This is a genomic window from Bradyrhizobium sp. USDA 223, from assembly GCF_044909005.1.
GTDB lineage: Bacteria > Pseudomonadota > Alphaproteobacteria > Rhizobiales > Xanthobacteraceae > Bradyrhizobium > Bradyrhizobium yuanmingense.
Genome location: NZ_JBIYDR010000001.1, coordinates 3,054,724 through 3,073,423, shown reverse-complemented (window position 1 = coordinate 3,073,423; position 18,700 = coordinate 3,054,724). Strand labels below are relative to the sequence as shown.

Here is an 18,700-nt window from a genome sequence, read left to right as displayed (position 1 = left end):
TTCGCTTTAGTCCTTCCAAGGATCGAACTCGCCTTCGCCGGCCATGGCGACGGCGAACGGCCGTAGCGTGTGCAGCACGCGCACGGTGCCGGCATGCTGCGCCAGCACGTCCGGCAGGCGGCGATAGGCCATCGGGCTCTCGTCGAGGTCGGCACCGATCAAGGTGACGCCGCGCTCGTTCAGCCAGCGGTCCATCTCCTCGCGCGAGAAGCGCCGCTTCGCCTCGCGTCGTCCGAACAGGCGGCCGGCGCCGTGTACGGTCGAGTAGAGCGAGGCCTTGGCTTCCGGGCTGTCGACGCCTTCGAGGATGACGGCGTCGTCGCCCATAGAGCCGCCGACGAACCCCTTCTGGCCGGGAAACGCCGGCGTCGCGCCCTTGCGCACCACCCACAAATCCTTGCCGTCGTGGGTCTCACGCCAGGCATAGTTGTGGTGGTTGTGCACGCTCTCGGTGACGCTGCCGCCGATGATCCGGCGGACGCGCTCGACCACCCACTCGCGGCCCGCATAGGCATAACGCCCGGCGAGCTGCATCGCCGCGATGTAGCGGCGGCCGAGTTCGCTGTCCTCGTCGACCACGGCGGGCGGGACGTTCATGCCGTCCTTGCCGCCGGCGGCCTTGAGGTAGCGCGTCGCGGAGGTGTGCCCGAGGCCGCGGCTTCCGAAGTGGACGCCGATCCAGACGAAGCCTTCCTCGTCGCGCATGAGGTCGACATAGTGGTTGCCCGATCCGACCGTGCCGAGCTGCTTCACCGCCTTCTGACGGTAGTCCTCCATGTCGCTTTCGCGCCAGGCGTCGCCGTCGTCGAACAGGTCGTGCTCGGCCCGTTTCGCGTTGGCACGGCCGACGCCGAACGAGATCACCTTGGCGACGTCGCGGATGATCGTGGGAGCGATCCCCGCGATGTCGTCGAAGCGCGTGTCGAGCCGAGCCGCCATGTTGCCGCAGCCGATGTCGAAGCCGACGCCGGAGATGCTGATCTGCTTCTCATAGGCGATGACCCCGCCGACCGGCTGCGCATAGCCGAGATGGCCGTCGGCGCAGATCACGCCGGAGACGACGTTGCCGATGGCCATGCAATTGCGCATCTGCGCAATCGTCGCCTCCTCGTGGGGTCCGAACACCTTCAGCGGCGCATTCTGGAAACGGGCGTCTTGCGTCCGGAACGCGGCGATCGAGCTCGCGGTCGCGTTGGCCTCGCGGGCAAGATGCTCCTTGCGCGCGGCGTCCTTGTACAGGCACCAGGCCGGCTGGCCGCGTCCTTCGCCGACGCGCGAGTCGGGATCGACACCGGCGGCGAGGCAGAGCTCGCGGGCGCGTTCCATGTAGGGATCGGGTCGTCGCATGGTCCGAGATCCTTGTCATTCCGCGCGCACCATAACGGGGCGGGCGGATCATTTCAGAAATTTCGCTGACCCCGGGCGCATCTCGCGTCCGGGGCCGTTGTCGTTGCGCATCAGTTCAACGCCGTCTCCGACGCCGCGATCCACGCGACCACGGCCTCGGAGAAGCCGTTGACGCGGGTCCAGGCGCCATGACCGACACCGTGCTGATACGAGGCCACGTTGACGATCGTGCCGCGCGCCTTGGGCTCGGGCACCTGGTCGTGGCTCTGCTCGTCGGTGAAGACGATGAGGCGATCGCCCTTGCGGTCGATCTCCGTCACCGCCTTGCCGAGATAGGTTCCGCCATGCGGCTGCGAGTTGATGATCGCATCCCGCAGCGCGAAGCCGCGGCGGGGAGGGACCTTCACGACCTCGTTGGAGAAGGTGAAGATCTCGACCTCGTCGCAGATCTCGCGGGCGAGAATGGCAAGGCCACACGCCGCCTCCGCGCGCGTCATTTCCGACTGCGCGGAGAGCGTTGCGAACATCGAGCCGGACACGTCGATCAGGAGCCGGGTGCGGCCCGGAAGCCGCACATGGTCCTTGATCGACTTGAGCATCGCAGCCTCGAGCTCGGGCTCGAAGTCCGGCGCATAGCGCGCCGCCGTGATGAAGCGATAGGGCAGGATACGATCCGTCCGCATCGCCTCGATCGCGCCTGCGATGGTCTCGCGCGGGACCTGCGCGTTCTGCATCAGGCGCAGATTGCGCAGTAGCGCCAGGCCGCCGAGCTTTCGCTCGGCGATCAGCCGCTCGAAGGTCTCGCGCTTGTTGTTGCCGGCCGAGAGCGAAACCTCCCAGGTGTCGGGGGAGGCGAGCTCGCCATCGACGAGCTGCTTCCACACCTTCGCCTGATCGGCGTCTTTCGGCTTGGCGTGCACCAGGAACAGAACGTCCCTGATCCGCACCGCGCCGTCGCGGTCCCACTTGGCGAGCTGATAGGCGTCGAACTTGGTCAGCGCGCGGGCAAGACCCTTCTTCACCTGCGCCGAGACCGGCTGGCGCTTGCGCTGCTGCATCGGCCCCAGCGCATCCGCCCAGTAGATCGCGAGCAGCTCCGTCATCTCGTCGGGACGCTGGATCACCTGGGCGAGCGTGTCGGCAACGAGGGTGCGGTGCTTCTCGCTGCGCGCCATCTCGCGGATGACGAGCAGCGGTGCGTGCCGCAGCTTCATCACCTCGCGGGCCTCGATTGCGAGCTGCGCGACGCGCTCCGGCGCGACCTCGGGCACGAGGGCCTTGATGCGGTCGGCAATCGCAACGCCGTCCTCGTAGAACTGGTCCTCCCACAGGAGGCAGTTCATCAGCGCGCGCTTCAGCTCCATCTCCGGGGTGAAGCGCACAGCGCGCGCACCCTCCCGCGTGAGGGCGCGAACGATCTTGTTGAGCCTGACCATGATGGCCTCCTCTTGGGTTGATGGGCGAATGAAAAGGGGTGCCGGGGAACAGGCGAGGCTGTTCGTGCTCTACCCACTGAGCTACGGACTTTCGTCCGGGAGGATTTGAACCTCCGACACCGAAGTAACAGCACTCTTCACCACCGGCGGTGGCTAGGGGACACGATCCGGGAACGGGCGATTGCTGTACCCGACGAGCCGAAGCTCGCCGGAAAGCGCTCTATCCTCTGAGCTACCGGTGCATGGGACACCGGGCGGGATTCGAACCCGCGACCTCTCGCGTTGCAGGCGAAGTAACAGAAATCTTCACCACGGATCGTGATGGGGTTGGCGGGGAACGGGCGATGCTGTTGCTGCCCTTGCGGGCGGTCGTTTTACTGACGAAGTAACAGACATCTTCACCACCGCCAGGCCGGTGCTTTCGCATCGGCCATTGATGGGTACGCTGGGGAACGGGCGATATCGGCTTTCAGTGACGACAACACAGTCTCTGTCCCCAACGGACGGATCCTGCGCCGGGCCGCGTGCGTACCTTTTCCGAGGCCGCATCCCGGTGCGTGTGTCAAGGGCGGGAGGCATCACCCGCTTTGCCTTGCGGAGAAGTATCCGAGATCTTCACCACCAGCGTCGGTTGAGCCGCAATCTCTCACGGCAAACTAAGTTACAAAAGTTCTATCGCGGCGCTGTCGACGCGCCGCACATTGCGAACCCTTTGGGCTCGCTCTGCCATCGGTGTCCGGCTCATCGCCTCGTTCCCTCCGGCAGGCCCCGCGCACTTGGGCACGCGCCTCTCCAGCGCGAGCCCCGAGATCCGGGTCTCTCGTTCCGGCCATGGCCGGGATGTTCGGTGGAGCCGCGCGGCGGGCAACAAAAAACCCTCCGGAGCGGCAGGCTCGGGAGGGTCCGTGAGAAGCGGACTGTCGATCTTGCGGTCAGGCAAGATCGCTCCCATGAGCCGGGCATGCGCAATCGAATAGCTTGGGGCTATTCGGCATGCGGACAATTCTTTCGTAGCGGTACGACATCGCTCGGTTCATGGTGTCTGTCGCAAGCGGAAGTGCTTGCGAGGGCGCGGGACATACGCCCGCAACTTGCGGATGTCAAGCGAGACGCGCGCGGAAACTGAAATTGACGGACGCATGACTTGCAAAAACTATCTGGGGCTCGACGGATTTCGCTTTGGCTGGGTCGCAGCGTGGATCGATGAGCGCGGCGATCAAGGCTTCGATTATTCGCCAAGCCTGATGCGTCTGCTCGCAATCCCGCACGCCCGCGCGATGGTCGACATGCCGATCGGACTGAACACGAGCGGCTACCGCGCCTGCGATTTGCGCGCACGCGAACTGATCGGCCCAGCCGTGTTTCTCGGCGCGCGCCGCGACCTCTGGACGTTCCAGGACATGGCGGCGGCCAATCGCCATTACTGGACGCACGAAGGCGAGGGCAGGGGCGTGTCGGCGCAGCTGTGGAATATCAGGGACAAGATGAGGGAGGTCGACGAGGCCATGACGCCGGCGCGGCAGGCGACGATCGGCGAGGCGCATCCGGAATTGATCTTCTGGAATCTGGCAGGGCGCGTGCGGCTCGAACCGAAGACCTCGCCGCGCGGGCGAGAACAGCGTATCGCGCTTTTGAGAGGCCGCGGCTTCACTGAGGTCGAGAGATGGCTCACGCTTCGCCACGGCACCGGGATCGGTCGCGACGATCTCATCGACGCCTGTGCCTGCGCCGTCGCAGCGCGCGACAGCACGCAATCCGTTGGTGACGGCACGGCCGATTCGCGCGGACTACGGATGGAGATCAACTTCTGAAGGCGATCAGCCCTGCCGCTCGCCTTTACCTTCCAGCTGGCAGCGACTATTGCGGCTTGGCGTCGAGCGGACGTCTTCGTCGTCCAATCTTGTTGCTCTCGCTTCGTACTCGTCGGCCATCGCCTGCAACCGCTGCGCGGCTTTGCTGTGCGTGAGATCGTTCGCGACGCGGCGACAGCGTTCAGCGTGGTCGAGCAGGGCGCGTTTCTCGATGTTCATCGAGCGACAACGCGCGAGGCGGCCATTGGTCCCTTTGGGAGCCGCCGGAACAGAGCGATGCCGTCGCAGCGAGATCGGGAAAAAATAGCAATATTTTGTTGCCGCCTGGAACGTGGCGCCTGAGCCGACGTTCTATGCCCGAGGCTGTCGAGGGATATAAAATACCATGTACGACGTGTGCCAATTGGCGACCGCGATGCTCGCGATCGCCTTTACGGCCCTGCTGCTGATCACGGGTCAACGGTTCATCGAGTCTCGGCTGCAGTATGAAGCAATGCCCCCGTTCGTGGCGATGGCGACACTGCCGCCTTAGCACAGCCGGAAGTGACTTGCGCGGTGCGGTATCTTGCCTAGATTGAGCACGCCTCAGTCCATGCACCCAGAGTCCCGATGTCCGATCTGTCCGTCTTCCCCATCACCAGGCGTTGGTCCGCCAAGCACCCCGAACTGCTCCAGCTCTATTCGTTGCCGACGCCGAACGGCGTCAAGGTCTCGATCATGCTGGAGGAGATCGGGCTACCTTACGAGGTCCACCTGGTTGATTTTGGCAAGGACGATCAGAAGACCGCCGAATTCCTCTCGCTCAATCCGAACGGCAAGATCCCGGCGATCCTCGATCCGAACGGGCCCGGCGGCAGGCCGCTGCCGCTATTCGAGTCCGGGGCGATCCTGCAATATCTCGCGGAGAAGACGGGCAAGCTGCTGCCGCAGGATGCCGCGCGCCGTTATCAGACGCTGCAATGGCTGCACTTCCAGATGGGCGGCGTCGGGCCGATGTTCGGCCAGGTCGGCTTCTTCCACAAATTTGCCGGCAAGGATTACGAGGACAAGCGGCCTCGCGACCGCTACGTCGCCGAAGCCAAGCGCCTGCTCGGCGTGATGGAGGCGCATCTCGCCGGCCGGCAATGGTTCATGGATGACGACTACACCATCGCCGACATCTCCATGCTCGGCTGGGTGCGCAATCTCATCGGCTTTTATGGCGCCGGCGATCTCGTCGAGTTCAGTCAGTTCAGGGCGGTCGGCGCCTGGCTCGAGCGCGGGCTTGCGCGCCCCGCGGTGCAGCGCGGGCTCAACATTCCGGCAAGGTCCTGACAAGACCCTGAGGCTAGAACAGCCGTCCGCCGTTCGGCACCGGCTTGCTCGGCTGCACCAGCACGACCTTGCCGTCGGCATCGGGGAAGCCGAGCGTCAGCACCTCGGAGACGACCGGGCCGATCTGGCGCGGCGGGAAATTGACGACGGCCGCGACCTGTTGGCCCACGAGGGTTTCGAGCGGGTGGTTTTCGGTGATCTGGGCCGAGCTCTTGCGCACGCCGATGGCGGGGCCGAAATCGATCCACAGCCGCCAGGCCGGCTTGCGCGCTTCCGGAAACGGCTTGGCGTCGACGATGGTGCCGACACGGACGTCGACCGCGAGGAAAGTGTCGAAGTCGATGGTCGGTGCGGCCGCCGCTGCGGGATCGTGGGTGACGTGCATGGGATGTCCGTTCGGTGGGTGACGCGTCTCGCGACATTGTCGCGCGACGCGGAGTTTCGTACAACGCCACGCACATCACCGCTACGTCATGCGCGAGGACCGTCTTGCCCACCATCATCTACGGCATCAAGAACTGCGACACCATGAAGAAGGCCCGCGCCTGGCTCGATGGCCATGGCGTGGCTTACGCGTTTCACGACTACAAGGCGGCGGGTGTCGAGAAGGACAGGCTGAAGCAGTGGAGCGACAAGGTCGGTTGGGAGACCCTGCTCAATCGCGCCGGGACGACCTTCAAGAAGCTGCCCGACTCCGACAAGGAAGGCCTCACCGAGAAGAAGGCGCTGGCCTTGATGCTAGCGCAACCATCGATGATCAAGCGGCCGGTGCTCGAAATCGGCGGCAAGCTGTTGGTCGGCTTCAAGCCGGATATCTATGCCAAGGAGGTCGGTGGCAAGGCGCGCTGACGGCTAGTTCAGCTCAATGATCTCGTTGGAGATGACGGGGCCCGGCCGATCCGAGAACTCGACCGGATCGGCGGGTGCGATGCGGCCGGGGGCGCGATGAAACAGCTCGCGATCGATCACGGCCCGCAGCTTCGGGCGCGGCAGCGCGTCATTTCCGCGCATCAGATTCTTGATCTCGAAGCCGCCGTCCTCGCAGAAGGTCTTCACTGACGCGATGACGTGGCTGACCTTGCCGTCTGTCAGGAACGGCAGCAGCAGCCGCTCATACGCGACGATGCGGCCATAGGTGTCGTCGACGTCGGCAACGCTGTAGACCGGAAGGCCGCGCGCGACGCATTCATGATAGATCGGCACCACGTGCGGCGCGAGCCGCGGTCCGACGTAATCATCGAGCGAAACGCCTTTTCCGGTATGCCCATAGGCGCGCGAGATGCGGGTGCCCTCGCTCTGGATGACGAGGCGCGGCGTCGGCGTCGAAAGCTCCACCGTATAGTAGATGAGCTCCAACAGCTCCTCCTCGAGCCGCGCGGGCTGATACTCCCAGATCGACGGAGCGATCTTCTGGAGCGCATAAAGTCGCAGCCACGTGTTGAGGAGGTCACGCTGCCGGATCGACTTGACGACGGAGGGAGCCGCGCTTGCAAAATCCAAGACAATATTCTCCGCGCGTGAAAACCCCGGGATGATCGGGCCTGCGGGAAAATTTTCGATGAAGGCTGGCGCGGGAGACGAAAGACCGTTAACGACAGCTTGATGGCCGGTGCCTTGCGAACCGGAAAGGCCGGGCAGGCACGACATCGACCTCTGCGACTAAGGGAGCATTTGTACCCCGGCCGGAGGCCTGACCTGCTCAGCTTTCCGCCTTGCCTAACCCCCGTCACCTCCGGCATATTCCGCGCCCGGAGGCGGCGCCCCGGTGGGCTGCAAGTCCTCCGGACAGCCGAAGCAACAAGGACAGCGCCGCGCGCGGGCAGGGGGAAAACTGTTTGGCCGATGAGTTCATTCTCGAAACGGAAGGCTTGACCAAGGAGTTCGCGGGCTTCTTCGCCGTCCGCGACGTTGCGCTCAAGGTTCGCCGTGGGAGCATTCATGCGTTGATCGGCCCGAACGGGGCCGGCAAGACGACCTGCTTCAATCTCCTGACCAAGTTCCTCAAGCCGTCGGCCGGGAAAATCCTGTACAAGGGGCAGGACATCACCGCGATGGCGCCGGCGGATGTGGCCCGCATGGGGCTGGTCCGTTCGTTCCAGATTTCGGCGGTGTTTCCCCATCTCACCGCGCTCGAGAACGTCCGTGTCGCGCTGCAGCGCCAGCATGGCTCCTCGTTCGATTTCTGGCGCTCCAAGACCGTGCTCAACCGCTTCAACGATCGCGCCCGCGAGCTGCTCAACGATGTCGGCCTCAGCGAGTTCGCCAACACGCCCGCGGTCGAGATGCCCTATGGACGCAAGCGCGCGCTCGAGATCGCAACCACGCTGGCGCTCGACCCCGAGATGATGCTGCTCGACGAGCCGATGGCCGGCATGGGCCACGAAGACATCGACAAGATCGCGGCGCTGATCAAGCGTATCTCCGCGAAATACACCATCCTGATGGTCGAGCATAACTTGAGCGTCGTGGCCAACCTCTCTGACATCATCACCGTGCTGACGCGCGGGCAGGTGCTCGCGCAGGGCCATTACTCCGAGCTCACCAAGGACGAGCGCGTCAAGGAAGCTTACCTGGGAGCCGGTCATGCCTGACACTGCGATCGCCGAGGCTCCGGCCAGGGCTGCGACGGGCGGGAACATCCTGCAAGTCCGCAACCTGGAAGCCTGGTACGGCGAGTCTCACATCCTGCACGGGATCAACTTCGACGTGAACGCGGGCGAGGTCGTCACCCTGCTCGGGCGCAACGGCGCCGGCAAGACGACGACGCTGAAGTCGATCATGGGCATCATCGGCAAGCGCACCGGCTCGGTGAAGTTCAACAACCAGGAGATCATCCGCGCGACCTCCGACAAGATCGCGCGCATGGGCGTCGCCTTCTGTCCGGAAGAGCGGGGCATATTCTCCAGCCTCGACGTGCGCGAGAATTTGATGCTGCCGCCGGTGGTCCGCGAAGGCGGTTTGCCGCTCGACCAGATCTTCGAGCTGTTCCCGAACCTGAAGGAGCGGCTGAACAGCCAGGGCACCAAGCTGTCGGGCGGCGAGCAGCAGATGCTGGCGATCGCGCGCATCCTGCGCACTGGCGCGAGCTTCCTGATGCTGGACGAGCCGACCGAGGGTCTTGCACCCGTCATCATCCAGCAGATCGGCCATACCATTGCGCGGCTCAAGAAGGAGGGCTTCACCATCCTCCTGGTCGAGCAGAACTTCCGCTTCGCCTCCACCGTCGCCGACCGCTACTACGTGGTCGAGCACGGCAAGATCATTGACGGGTTTTCCAATTCGGAGCTTGCCGCCAACATGGACAAGCTCCACACCTATCTCGGCGTGTAGCCGAGCAGGCCGAACGATCGAGAGTAACTATCAAAGGAATATTGGGAGGTCGGATTATGAAGCACAGCATTTCGGCAATGTTGCTCGGGACGGCCCTGGCGCTCGGCGCGGCAGGCGGCGCGGTCGCGCAGGACAAGAACATCAAGATCGGCGTGCTGACCGACAATTCAGGACTTTATGCCGATCTCGGTGGCGCCGGCTCGACCGTCGCCGCACAGATGGCGATCGAGGATTCCGGGCTCGCTGCCAAGGGCTGGAAGCTCGACCTGATCTCCGCCGACCATCAGAACAAGCCCGACATCGGCTCCACGATTGCTCGGCAATGGATCGACGTCGAGAAGGTCGACATCTTCATGGATGTCCTGAACTCCGGCGTTGCGCTGGCGGTGAACAATATCGTCAAAGAGAAGAATTCCATCCTGATCAACACAGGTGCGGCGACGTCGGATCTCACCAACGCGCAATGCTCGCCGAATACGGTCCACTGGGTCTATGATACCTATATGCTGGCCAACAGTACCGGGCAGGCGCTGGTGAAGGCGGGCGGCGACACTTGGTATTTTCTCACCGCAGACTACGCCTTTGGCCATGCCCTCGAGCGCGACACCGCCGCGGTCGTGGTGAAGTCGGGCGGCAAGGTGATCGGCAACGTCAAGCATCCCCTGAATACCGCTGACTTCTCGTCGTTCCTGCTTCAGGCGCAGGCCTCCAAAGCCAAGATCATCGGCATGGCGAATGCCGGCGGCGACACCACCAACACCATCAAGCAGGCGTCCGAGTTCGGCATCGTCTCGGGCGGCCAGAAGCTTGCGGGCCTGCTGCTCTTCATCACCGACGTGCACTCGCTTGGTCTGAAGGTGGCGCAGGGCTTGAACTTCACCGAGACCTTCTATTGGGACATGAACGACGGCACGCGCGCCTTCTCCAAACGCTTTTCCGAGCGCATGAAGAACAAGGCGATGCCTTCGATGGTGCAGGCCGGCGTCTATTCGGGCCTGCTGCACTATTTCAAGGCGCTGGAGGCGATGGGCGGCAATCCGCATGACGGGGCCAAGGTGGTCGCCAAGATGAAGGAGATGCCGACCGACGATGCGTTGTTCGGCAAGGGAACGATCCGTGCGGACGGTCGCAAGCTGCATCCGGCCTATCTGTTCGAGGTCAAGAAGCCCGAGGAATCCAAGGGCCCCTGGGACTATTACAAGCTGATCGGCACGACCCCCGGCGACCTGGCCTTCCGGCCGCTGTCGGAAAGCGCCTGTCCGCTGGTGAAGAAGTAACGTGAACGCTACAGGCCGGCGCGCAGCGGTGCCGGCCTGTTGTTGAGGAATAGAAGGGACCGGGTGCGGGATCGATGCAGGCTCTCTACGCTCAGCTACTGGTGGGACTGATCAACGGCTCGTTCTACGCGCTGCTCAGTCTCGGGCTTGCCGTCATCTTCGGCATGCTCAACATCATCAATTTCGCCCATGGCGCGCTCTACATGATGGGCGCTTTCGTCGCCTATTTCCTGCTGAACCTCGGCGGCATCAACTATTGGTGGGCGCTGCTGCTGGCGCCGATCATCGTCGGCATCTTCGGCATGATCCTGGAGCGGACCATGCTGCAATGGCTGACCGGGCTCGATCATCTCTACGGCCTGCTCCTGACCTTCGGCATCGCGCTGATCGTGCAGGGCGTGTTCCAGAACTATTTCGGCTCCTCGGGCCTGCCTTACGCCATTCCCGACCAGCTCAGGGGCGGCATGAATCTCGGCTTCATGTTCCTGCCGATCTACCGCGGCTGGGTCGTCGTGTTCTCGCTGGCGGTGTGCCTTGCGACCTGGTTTTTGATCGAGAAGACGCAGCTCGGCGCCTACCTGCGCGCCGCCACCGAAAATCCGACGCTGGTGCGTGCCTTCGGTATCAACGTGCCGCGCATGATCACGCTCACTTACGGTCTCGGCGTCGGCCTTGCCGCGCTCGCCGGCGTGCTCTCGGCGCCGATCAACCAGGTGCGGCCGCTGATGGGCGCCGACCTCATCATCGTCGTGTTCGCGGTGGTGGTGATCGGCGGCATGGGCTCGATCATGGGCTCCATCATCACCGGCTTCGCGCTCGGCGTGATCGAGGGCCTGACCAAGTATTTCTATCCCGAGGCGTCCAACACCGTCGTGTTCGTGCTGATGGTGCTGGTGCTGCTGGTGAAGCCGACGGGATTGACGGGAAGGGCGGCCTGAGATGACAACCCTGACGGACGACACGCTTCCTGTGACCCCGCGTGCGATGCGCGACGAGATGATTGTATTCGCTGTGATGGCGCTGCTGCTCGCAGCGGTGCCGTTCACGGGCGTCTACCCCTTCTTCGTAATGCAGGCGCTGTGCTTTGCGCTGCTCGCCTGCGCCTTCAATCTGCTGGTCGGCTATGGCGGCTTGCTGTCGTTTGGCCACGCGATGTTCTTGGGCACGGCCGGCTATTGCAGCGCGCATGCGCTGAAGGTCTGGGCACTGCCGCCCGAGCTCGGCATTCTCGTCGGCGTCGCCGCGGCGTTCGTGCTGTCGATCGTCACCGGCTACATCTCGATCCGTCGCCAGGGCATCTATTTCTCGATGATCACGCTGGCCCTGTCGCAGCTCCTGTACTTCATCTATCTCCAGGCCCCGTTCACCCATGGTGAGGACGGCATCCAGGGCATCCCGCAGGGACGCATGTTCGGCCTGCTCGATCTGTCCAAGCCGACGGTGCTGTATTATGTCGTGCTGGTCGGCTTCCTCGCCGGCTTCCTCCTGATCTTCCGCATCATCAACTCGCCGTTCGGCGAGGTGCTGAAGTCGATCCGCGAGAACGAGCAGCGCGCGATCTCGCTCGGCTACCGTACCGACCAATACAAGTTCCTGGCCTTCGTGCTGTCGGGGACGCTCGCCGGCTTTGCCGGTGCGCTGAAGGTGTTCGTGGCCCAGAACGCTTCGCTCACCGACGTGCACTGGACGATGTCGGGCGAGGTCGTGCTGATGACGCTGGTCGGGGGGCTCGGCACCGTTTTCGGTCCCGTGGTCGGCGCCTTCGTCATCATCGCCATGCAGCAATATCTGGCGGGCTTCGGCCAGTGGGTGACGGTGATCCAGGGCGTGATCTTCGTGGTCTGCGTGCTCACCTTCCGCCGCGGCGTCGTCGGCGAAATCGCGCATTACCTCCGGCGTTCGCTTTAAGTAGTTGATATTGCATCAATTTCATTGATGCATGAAAGCGGTGGATGACCCGGCTCCGCGGGCGTGAGGCGACACGCGCGCGGATCGAAAATGGTCTATGACAGTTTTATGACAGCCCTCGCGGGCCTGACCATTTTCCAACCGGTAGCCTATTCCCATGATGCGATGGTTTCGTGCGTTCCTGCCCAGGGAAGAGCGGTTCTTCGACCTGTTCGATCGGCATGCCCAGACCGTGATTCAGGGCGCAGTCGCGTTGCAGGGCATGCTTAAGGGGGGCGAGGAGACGCCGGTCTATTGCCAGCGCGTCAACCAGTTCGAGAACGACGCCGACAACATCACCCGCGAGGTGCTGACGGCGGTACGCCGCACCTTCATCACCCCGTTCGACCGCGGCGACATCAAGAACCTGATCACGTCGCTGGACGATGCCATCGACCAGATGCAGCAGACGGCCAAGGCCGTGATGCTGTTCGAGGTGCGCAGCTTCGAGCCGCCGATGCGCGAGATCGGCGGACTCTTGATCGAATGCGCCAATCTGGTCGGCCGTGCGCTGCCGCTGATGCAGGAGATCGGCAAGAACGTCGCCATGCTGACCGCGATCACCGAGGAGCTCGGCAATCTCGAGGGCCGGGTCGACGATCTCCACGACATCGGCCTGAAGGAGCTGTTCCTCAAGCACCGCGACGGCAATGCGATGGATTTCATCGTCGGGGCCGAGATCTACGACCATCTCGAGAAGGTGGCCGACCGTTTCGATGACGTTGCGAACGAGATCAACAGCATCGTCATCGAGCAGGTGTAGGGCCTCGCCGTGGATGCCGCGTTGGGTCTTCCCGTCCTGGTCGGCTTGATCGCCGTCGCGCTGCTGTTCGATTTCCTGAACGGCCTGCACGACGCCGCCAATTCGATCGCGACCATCGTCTCGACCCGCGTGCTGCGGCCGCAATTCGCGGTGTTCTGGGCCGCGTTCTTCAATTTCATCGCCTTCCTGGTGTTCGGGCTGCACGTCGCCCAGACCATCGGCACCGGCATCATCGATCCCGCGGTCGTCGACGCCCAGGTGATCTTCGCAGCCCTCGTCGGCGCCATCGTCTGGAACCTCGTGACCTGGGCGCTCGGCATTCCATCGTCGTCGTCGCACGCGCTGATCGGCGGGCTCGTGGGCGGCGGCTTGGCCAAGGCCGGTATTTCGGCCGCGGTATGGAGCGGCCTGTCCAAGACCGCGCTGGCGATCGTGCTGTCGCCGCTGGTTGGCTTCCTGCTCGCAATGGCGCTGGTTGCGATCGTGTCCTGGGCCTCGGTACGCTCGACGCCGTTCGCGGTCGACCGCGCCTTCCGCATCCTGCAATTCGTCTCCGCGTCGCTCTATTCGCTCGGCCATGGCGGCAACGACGCGCAGAAGACCATGGGCATCATCGCCGTGCTGCTCTATTCGCAGGGCTATCTCGGCAGCGACTTCTCGGTGCCGTTCTGGGTGGTGCTGTCCTGCCAGGCGGCGATGGCGTTGGGCACGCTGATGGGCGGCTGGCGCATCGTCCGCACCATGGGCCTGCGCATCACGAAATTGACCCCCATGCAAGGCTTTTGCGCCGAGACGGGAGGCGCGGTGACCCTGTTCATGGCGACCTATCTCGGGGTTCCCGTCTCGACCACCCACACCATCACCGGCGCTATCGTCGGCGTCGGTGCCGCCCGCCGCGTCTCGGCCGTGCGCTGGAACGTCGCAAGCTCCATCGTCTATGCCTGGGTGATCACGATCCCGGCCTCGGCCATTGTGGCCGCCCTGACCTGGTGGGTGGTCCAGCTCGTCAGGTGACGAGCTTCAGTCCGATGATGCCGGCGACGATCAGGCCGATGCTGGCGAGGCGGAAGGCCGTCGCCGGCTCGCCGAACAGAACCATGCCGAGCGTCGCCGTACCGACCGCGCCGATGCCGGTCCAGACCGCATAGGCGGTTCCGACCGGCAGTGATTTGAGCGCGAGCCCGAGCAGGATGACACTGCCGGCCATGGCGACCAGCGTGACCACGGACGGGACAAGCTTGCTAAAGCCCTCGGTGTATTTCAGGCCAATGGCCCAGGTGATCTCGAGGAGACCGGCGACGAACAGGATGCTCCAGGCCATGGCGACCCTCCATTCAAGGCAGGGTCGTCCCCGCGGCTGGTGTGCTGATGGGCAGGGAGGTCGTCCTCCCAAAAGGGGGATATGGGGCTGGCCGGAAACCTTCGCAATCACCAAATGAGGCTTGATCAGGCCCGTTTTCCCTGCCACACGCTCCCGCCATGTCCGACATCGCCGCCACCACAGCCGAATCGCCGGCCCGTTCCCCGCTTGCCGCCGAGGTGGCGAGGCGGCGGACCTTTGCGATCATCTCTCACCCCGACGCCGGCAAGACCACGCTGACCGAAAAGCTGCTGCTGTTCGGCGGCGCCATCAACCTCGCCGGCCAGGTCAAGGCCAAGGGCGAGCGGCGCAACACCCGTTCTGACTGGATGAAGATCGAGCGTGAGCGCGGCATCTCGGTGGTGACCTCGGTGATGACCTTCGAGTTCGAGGGCCTCGTCTTCAACCTCTTGGACACGCCGGGCCACGAGGACTTTTCGGAAGATACCTATCGTACGCTGACGGCGGTCGATTCCGCCGTGATGGTGATCGACGCGGCCAAGGGCATCGAGGCGCGCACCCGAAAGCTGTTCGAGGTGTGCCGTCTGCGCGACATTCCGATCATCACCTTCATCAACAAGATGGACCGCGAGAGCCGCGACGTGTTCGAGCTGCTCGACGAAATCGAGAAGACGCTTGCGCTCGACACCACGCCGATGACCTGGCCGGTCGGCCGCGGCCGCGACTTCCTCGGCACCTATGACGTCGTCAATGGCGGCGTGCGCCTGCTCGAAGGCGGCGGCGCCAAGACCGGCGCGGCGCTCGAGATCGAGATCGAAGAGCTCGCCAAGCTCAACGCCAATCTCGACGTCTCCGCCGTGAAGGACGAGCTCGAGCTCGTCACCGAGGCGTCGAAGCCGTTCGAGCTCGACGCATTCCGCGAAGGCCACCTGACGCCGGTCTATTTCGGCAGCGCGCTGCGTAATTTCGGCGTCGGAGACCTCCTGGAGGGCCTCGGCAAGTTCGCGCCCGAGCCGCGCGCGCAGGACAGCGACCAGCGCAAGGTCGAGGCCACCGATCCCAGGATGAGCGCCTTCGTGTTCAAGATCCAGGCCAACATGGATCCCAACCACCGCGACCGCATCGCGTTTGCGCGCCTGTGCTCGGGCAAGCTCAGCCGCGGCATGAAGGCGAAGCTCGTGCGCACCGGCAAGAGCATGCCGCTGTCGAGCCCGCAATTCTTCTTCGCGCAGGACCGCTCGGTCGCGGACGAAGCCTTCGCCGGCGACGTCGTCGGCATTCCCAACCACGGCACGCTGCGCATCGGCGATACGCTGACGGAGGGCGAGGATTTCAACTTCGTCGGCGTGCCGAGCTTCGCGCCGGAAATCGTCCGCCGTGTCCGTCTCACCGACGCGATGAAGGCGAAGAAGCTGAAGGAAGCCCTGCAGCAGATGTCGGAAGAGGGCGTGGTGCAGGTGTTCCGCCCCCGCGACGGCGCCCCGGCGCTGGTCGGCGTGGTCGGCGCGCTGCAGCTCGACGTGCTCAAGGCGCGGCTCGAGGCGGAATATTCGCTGCCGGTCGAGTTCGAGGTCAGCGAGTTCCAGCTGGCGCGCTGGGTCTCCTCGGAGGACCGCAAAAAACTCGACAGCTTCATCGCCGCCAATAATTCGAGCATTGCCGACGATGTCGATGGCGATCCCGTCTATCTCGCCCGGAACGAGTTCTACCTCGGCTACACCAGGGAGCGCGCCGAGGGCATCGAGTTCAGCAACGTCAAGGATGTCAAGAAGAAGGGGTAATCTTTCCCAGACCTTTTCCGTGAAGCAGGACAGCGAGGTCGACGGTCATGAGGCGGCGCGAATTCATCATGCTCGCTGCAGGCGCGGCGGCCTATCCGCTGAGCACATCCGCGCAGGGGAATGTGCGGCGGATCGGTGTGTTGGCGGGAGGCAGAGCGAGCGATCCGGAGAGCCAGGCCGGCTACCAGAAACTGAGACAGCGTCTGGGCGAGCTCGGTTGGGAACAGGAGCGCAACATCCATATCGAGTATCGCTGGTGGGCCGGCGATCCGAATGTCGCCGATGCCCAGGCGGCGGAGCTCGTGAAGTGGGGGCCGGATGTGCTTCTGGCAATCGGCACTCCGTCCGTGGAAGCCCTGAGGCGACGCGCGCCGATCTTGCCGATCATCTTCACCGTCGTTGCCGATCCGGTGGGTGCCGGTTTCGTTCAAAGCCTGGGCAAGCCGGGCGGAAATATTACGGGCTTCACGACTTTCGAGCCTGAAATGGCCGGCAAGTGGCTGCAATTGCTCAAGCAGGCGGCCCCGGCGATACGACGGGTTGCCGCAGTCTTCAATCCGCGCACGGCGCCCATGATCTTGATGCCGTCCGTGGAAGCGGCCATTCCGGCAGTCCAGCTCCAGCTCGTTCCGGCGCCGGCGCACAACGCCGCCGAGCTCGAACAGGCGATCTCCCGCTTTGCAGAGCAGCCAGACGGCGGGCTGCTGATCTTTCCCGACGCATTTCCACTCGTTCATCGGCAATTGATTCTGAACTTGGCGGCCGCGCATCGTCTGCCGGCGATGTATCCGTTCCCGTCCTTCGTCACGGACGGCGGGCTGATGTCTTACGGAGTCTCGATTACGCAGCTCGTCGGTCGCTCGGCGGATTATGTCGACCGCGTCTTGAGAGGAACCCGTCCCGCAGACTTGCCAGTCCAACAACCGAATGAATTCCAGTTCCTGCTCAATCTCAAGACAGCCAATGCGTTGGGACTGAATTTACCGCCCACGCTGGTGGCGCAAGCGGATCAGATTGTCGAGTGAAGCGAACCATCGCGGCCAGCCTTGAAGCTTTTATAGCCGTCGCCACCTGTTGCAAATGCCATTGCGGTCCCGGTACATGTGGCGCTGCATTCTTGTTCTTGCCTTGCTGGCAATGACCTCGATCGCCGTCGACGCGCAGCGACGCCAGATCAATCCGATTCCGTTCGCGCACGAACCTTGCAGCGTGCTCGACGGCGAGCCCTGCACGCCGTCCTATTGCAGCCCGCTCGAGCCCGGCCCCTGCATTCCCGAGATCGACTACCCTTACGGCCAAAACCTCCAGCTCACGATCGAGAGCGTGCCTGCCGAGGCCGACCGCGCCAAATACCAGAAGCCCGATCACGATCTCGACACGATCGGCGACCTCTTCGCCGCGCTGCGCAGCTGCTGGTCGCCGCCATCGGACCAAGCGCGCGCGGGCATGCAGATGTCGGTGCGTTTCAGCTTCAACAAGAACGGCAGTCTGATCGGTCCGCCGCGCCTCACATACGCGACTGCGGGTGTGCCGGCGGACACCCGGACGACCTATCTGAACGCCATCAATGCATCGCTGAAGGCCTGTCTGCCGTTGAAGTTTACCAGCGGTCTCGGCGGGGCGTTGGCCGGTCGACCCATCGCAATCCGTTATGTCGACAATCGGGAGCCCGGCAAATAGCGCGCGAGTTGCGACCATCGGCCAATCGATGATACCTCAGTGATGGGGGCTGCTTTGTGGGGAGGATGTCGTGGGTCTGCTGGTCATGATCCTGGGGCTGGTGCTGTTTTTTGCATCCCATATTTTCACAACCAAACGAAAGGCGCGCGCGCAGGCGATCGCGAGGCTGGGCGAGGGGACCTACAAGCTCCTCTATTCGGCGGTTTCGCTCGCGGGGCTGGCGCTGATCATCTGGGGCTATGCCCACTACCGCAGCTCCGGCTGGATCGACGTCTGGTATCCGCCGAAGGCGATGAAGCACATCACGCTCGCCCTGATGCTGCCTGCAGTCATCCTCGTGGTGGCGTCCTACATGCGTGGCCGCATCTATGCGACGTTGAAGCATCCGATGTTGGCCGGCATCAAGCTGTGGGCGGCGGCGCATCTGCTTGCCAATGGCGATCTCGGCTCCATCATCCTGTTCGGCTCGTTCCTTGCCTGGGCGGTCTATGACCGCATCTCGCTGAAAGCTCGCACCGACGCCGGTGCCCCGCCGATTCCGGTCGGCGGCCCGACCAACGATCTGATCGCCGTCGCGGTCGGCGTGGTCGCCTATCTGGCCCTGGCCTTCGCGTTCCATCCGGTGGTGATCGGCGTGCCCGTGATCGGGGTCTAGCCGGTCAGCACAAGACGAAACCCGCATGTCCATGCGGG

21 protein-coding genes and 1 tRNA gene are annotated in these 18,700 nt (G+C 63.9%); 15 read left to right on the top strand and 7 right to left on the bottom strand.

The window, feature by feature from the left end:
• Positions 1 to 6: 6 nt before the first annotated feature.
• From ABIA40_RS14285 to ABIA40_RS14275, 3 genes are all read right to left on the bottom strand, one after another.
• On the bottom strand, positions 7 to 1,347 hold the full coding sequence (locus ABIA40_RS14285; RefSeq protein ID WP_404541631.1) for an RtcB family protein: 1,341 nt from the start codon (positions 1,345 to 1,347) through the stop codon (positions 7 to 9).
• A gap of 110 nt (positions 1,348 to 1,457) precedes the next feature.
• Positions 1,458 to 2,783, bottom strand: a complete 1,326-nt coding sequence (locus ABIA40_RS14280) for a TROVE domain-containing protein (RefSeq protein ID WP_404541628.1) — start codon at positions 2,781 to 2,783, stop codon at positions 1,458 to 1,460.
• Positions 2,784 to 2,873: 90 nt separating this feature from the next.
• Positions 2,874 to 3,022, bottom strand: a tRNA-OTHER gene (locus ABIA40_RS14275).
• A 900-nt stretch (positions 3,023 to 3,922) separates the two neighbouring features.
• Between ABIA40_RS14275 and ABIA40_RS14270 the strand changes: the two genes are divergently transcribed.
• Positions 3,923 to 4,594 carry a DUF429 domain-containing protein gene (locus ABIA40_RS14270; RefSeq protein ID WP_404541626.1) on the top strand — a complete coding sequence of 224 codons (672 nt, stop codon included), beginning with the start codon at positions 3,923 to 3,925 and terminating at the stop codon, positions 4,592 to 4,594.
• A gap of 6 nt (positions 4,595 to 4,600) precedes the next feature.
• On the opposite strand, the gene ABIA40_RS14265 is transcribed toward ABIA40_RS14270, so the two are convergent.
• On the bottom strand, positions 4,601 to 4,813 hold the full coding sequence (locus ABIA40_RS14265; protein ID WP_404541624.1) for a hypothetical protein: 213 nt from the start codon (positions 4,811 to 4,813) through the stop codon (positions 4,601 to 4,603).
• Positions 4,814 to 4,979: 166 nt separating this feature from the next.
• Between ABIA40_RS14265 and ABIA40_RS14260 the strand changes: the two genes are divergently transcribed.
• Together ABIA40_RS14260 and ABIA40_RS14255 are read left to right on the top strand one after the other, a co-directional pair.
• Positions 4,980 to 5,126, top strand: a complete 147-nt coding sequence (locus ABIA40_RS14260) for a hypothetical protein (protein ID WP_275515944.1) — start codon at positions 4,980 to 4,982, stop codon at positions 5,124 to 5,126.
• Positions 5,127 to 5,203: 77 nt separating this feature from the next.
• A complete protein-coding gene (locus ABIA40_RS14255) occupies positions 5,204 to 5,908 on the top strand; it encodes a glutathione S-transferase family protein (protein ID WP_157284542.1) in 705 nt (234 codons plus the stop codon).
• 13 nt (positions 5,909 to 5,921) lie between these two features.
• On the opposite strand, the gene ABIA40_RS14250 is transcribed toward ABIA40_RS14255, so the two are convergent.
• Positions 5,922 to 6,293 (bottom strand): tRNA-binding protein, encoded by a 372-nt coding sequence (locus ABIA40_RS14250; protein WP_157284543.1) that lies wholly within the window; start codon positions 6,291 to 6,293, stop codon positions 5,922 to 5,924.
• Between the two features lie 104 nt (positions 6,294 to 6,397).
• Here ABIA40_RS14250 and ABIA40_RS14245 point away from each other — a divergent pair, with 104 nt between their 5' ends.
• Positions 6,398 to 6,757, top strand: coding sequence for an ArsC family reductase (locus ABIA40_RS14245; protein ID WP_036000881.1), 360 nt, complete (start codon positions 6,398 to 6,400; stop codon positions 6,755 to 6,757).
• A gap of 3 nt (positions 6,758 to 6,760) precedes the next feature.
• Here the strand turns inward: ABIA40_RS14245 and ABIA40_RS14240 are convergent, their stop codons facing one another.
• Positions 6,761 to 7,408, bottom strand: a complete 648-nt coding sequence (locus ABIA40_RS14240; RefSeq protein WP_404541621.1) for a hypothetical protein — start codon at positions 7,406 to 7,408, stop codon at positions 6,761 to 6,763.
• Positions 7,409 to 7,743: 335 nt separating this feature from the next.
• On the opposite strand from ABIA40_RS14240, the gene ABIA40_RS14235 reads away from it, so the two are divergent.
• The 7 genes from ABIA40_RS14235 (at position 7,744) to ABIA40_RS14205 (ending at position 14,239) form a co-directional block, all read left to right on the top strand.
• The gene (locus ABIA40_RS14235) at positions 7,744 to 8,499 is read left to right on the top strand and encodes an ABC transporter ATP-binding protein (protein ID WP_197958268.1); all 756 of its coding nucleotides are present in this window, start codon (positions 7,744 to 7,746) and stop codon (positions 8,497 to 8,499) included.
• Positions 8,492 to 9,238: an ABC transporter ATP-binding protein gene (locus ABIA40_RS14230; RefSeq protein WP_036022650.1), complete on the top strand. Its 747-nt coding sequence runs from the start codon at positions 8,492 to 8,494 to the stop codon at positions 9,236 to 9,238. The genes ABIA40_RS14235 and ABIA40_RS14230 overlap by 8 nt, the downstream gene beginning before the upstream one ends.
• Before the next feature lie 56 nt (positions 9,239 to 9,294).
• Positions 9,295 to 10,515: an ABC transporter substrate-binding protein gene (locus tag ABIA40_RS14225; protein ID WP_036000846.1), complete on the top strand. Its 1,221-nt coding sequence runs from the start codon at positions 9,295 to 9,297 to the stop codon at positions 10,513 to 10,515.
• 74 nt (positions 10,516 to 10,589) lie between these two features.
• The gene (locus ABIA40_RS14220; RefSeq protein WP_036000843.1) at positions 10,590 to 11,453 is read left to right on the top strand and encodes a branched-chain amino acid ABC transporter permease; all 864 of its coding nucleotides are present in this window, start codon (positions 10,590 to 10,592) and stop codon (positions 11,451 to 11,453) included.
• Position 11,454: 1 nt separating this feature from the next.
• Positions 11,455 to 12,423: a branched-chain amino acid ABC transporter permease gene (locus tag ABIA40_RS14215; RefSeq protein ID WP_157284548.1), complete on the top strand. Its 969-nt coding sequence runs from the start codon at positions 11,455 to 11,457 to the stop codon at positions 12,421 to 12,423.
• A 157-nt stretch (positions 12,424 to 12,580) separates the two neighbouring features.
• On the top strand, positions 12,581 to 13,225 hold the full coding sequence (locus tag ABIA40_RS14210) for a DUF47 domain-containing protein (RefSeq protein WP_157284549.1): 645 nt from the start codon (positions 12,581 to 12,583) through the stop codon (positions 13,223 to 13,225).
• Positions 13,226 to 13,234: 9 nt separating this feature from the next.
• Positions 13,235 to 14,239 carry an inorganic phosphate transporter gene (locus ABIA40_RS14205; protein ID WP_271547091.1) on the top strand — a complete coding sequence of 335 codons (1,005 nt, stop codon included), beginning with the start codon at positions 13,235 to 13,237 and terminating at the stop codon, positions 14,237 to 14,239.
• Here the strand turns inward: ABIA40_RS14205 and sugE are convergent.
• Positions 14,232 to 14,546, bottom strand: a complete 315-nt coding sequence (gene sugE / locus ABIA40_RS14200) for a quaternary ammonium compound efflux SMR transporter SugE (protein ID WP_157284551.1) — start codon at positions 14,544 to 14,546, stop codon at positions 14,232 to 14,234. The genes ABIA40_RS14205 and sugE overlap by 8 nt on opposite strands.
• A gap of 158 nt (positions 14,547 to 14,704) precedes the next feature.
• On the opposite strand from sugE, the gene ABIA40_RS14195 reads away from it, so the two are divergent.
• The 4 genes from ABIA40_RS14195 (at position 14,705) to ABIA40_RS14180 (ending at position 18,662) form a co-directional block, all read left to right on the top strand.
• On the top strand, positions 14,705 to 16,327 hold the full coding sequence (locus tag ABIA40_RS14195) for a peptide chain release factor 3 (protein WP_036022662.1): 1,623 nt from the start codon (positions 14,705 to 14,707) through the stop codon (positions 16,325 to 16,327).
• Positions 16,328 to 16,374: 47 nt separating this feature from the next.
• Positions 16,375 to 17,352 carry an ABC transporter substrate-binding protein gene (locus tag ABIA40_RS14190; RefSeq protein WP_271547087.1) on the top strand — a complete coding sequence of 326 codons (978 nt, stop codon included), beginning with the start codon at positions 16,375 to 16,377 and terminating at the stop codon, positions 17,350 to 17,352.
• A 76-nt stretch (positions 17,353 to 17,428) separates the two neighbouring features.
• Positions 17,429 to 18,007 carry a hypothetical protein gene (locus ABIA40_RS14185; RefSeq protein WP_271547085.1) on the top strand — a complete coding sequence of 193 codons (579 nt, stop codon included), beginning with the start codon at positions 17,429 to 17,431 and terminating at the stop codon, positions 18,005 to 18,007.
• A 70-nt stretch (positions 18,008 to 18,077) separates the two neighbouring features.
• Complete coding sequence (locus tag ABIA40_RS14180; protein WP_271547083.1) at positions 18,078 to 18,662, top strand: NnrU family protein; 585 nt, start codon at positions 18,078 to 18,080, stop codon at positions 18,660 to 18,662.
• Positions 18,663 to 18,700: the final 38 nt, after the last annotated feature.